Genomic DNA, 524 nt, shown 5'->3' on the forward strand with positions numbered 1-524 from the left:
GCCGGCTCGATCCATTCCTCGGGGCAGTGGCTGCGCCCGTTCAGGCAGGGGATGAAGATCATGCCGATGGGGCCGGTGGGCGCCATGTAGACGGCGTCGTGGCCGGCGCCGCTGGGCAGGCGCATGTTGGCGTAGCCGAGCTGGTCGGCGGCGGCCTGCACCGCGTCCATCACCAGCGGGGTGCAGTCGGTGGGCTGGGCCCGGCTCAGTGGCACGAAGCCGGCGGTCAGGCGCAGCGCCTTCAGGTCGGCGGCCACGCCGGCCATCAGCGTTTCGGGGAAGGCGTCCAGCACCGCGTTGCTGTCGCTGCGCATTTCCAGCGTCAGCTCGACGCGGCCGGGCACGGCGTTGGCGGCGTTGGGCGTCATGGCGAGTTTGCCGACGGTGGCGACCACGTAGTGCGGATTGCCGCTGGCGGCGCTGGCCTGGCGGCTGGCGGCGTCGATGATGCGGGCCGCGCCCACCAGGGCGTCGCGGCGGATGTCCATGGGCGTGGTGCCGGCGTGGTCGGGCTGGCCTTCGAC

Annotated in this window: 1 protein-coding gene; it reads right to left on the reverse strand. The window is 73.1% G+C overall.

The genetic code is table 11. The features are described from left to right. A partial coding sequence (locus tag H0523_RS32105) for a M20/M25/M40 family metallo-hydrolase (RefSeq protein WP_180180336.1) occupies positions 1 to 524 on the reverse strand: 524 nt, incomplete at both ends.

This window comes from Achromobacter insuavis (genome assembly GCF_902859645.1).
In the GTDB taxonomy this organism is placed as follows: Bacteria; Pseudomonadota; Gammaproteobacteria; order Burkholderiales; family Burkholderiaceae_B; genus Achromobacter; species Achromobacter insuavis.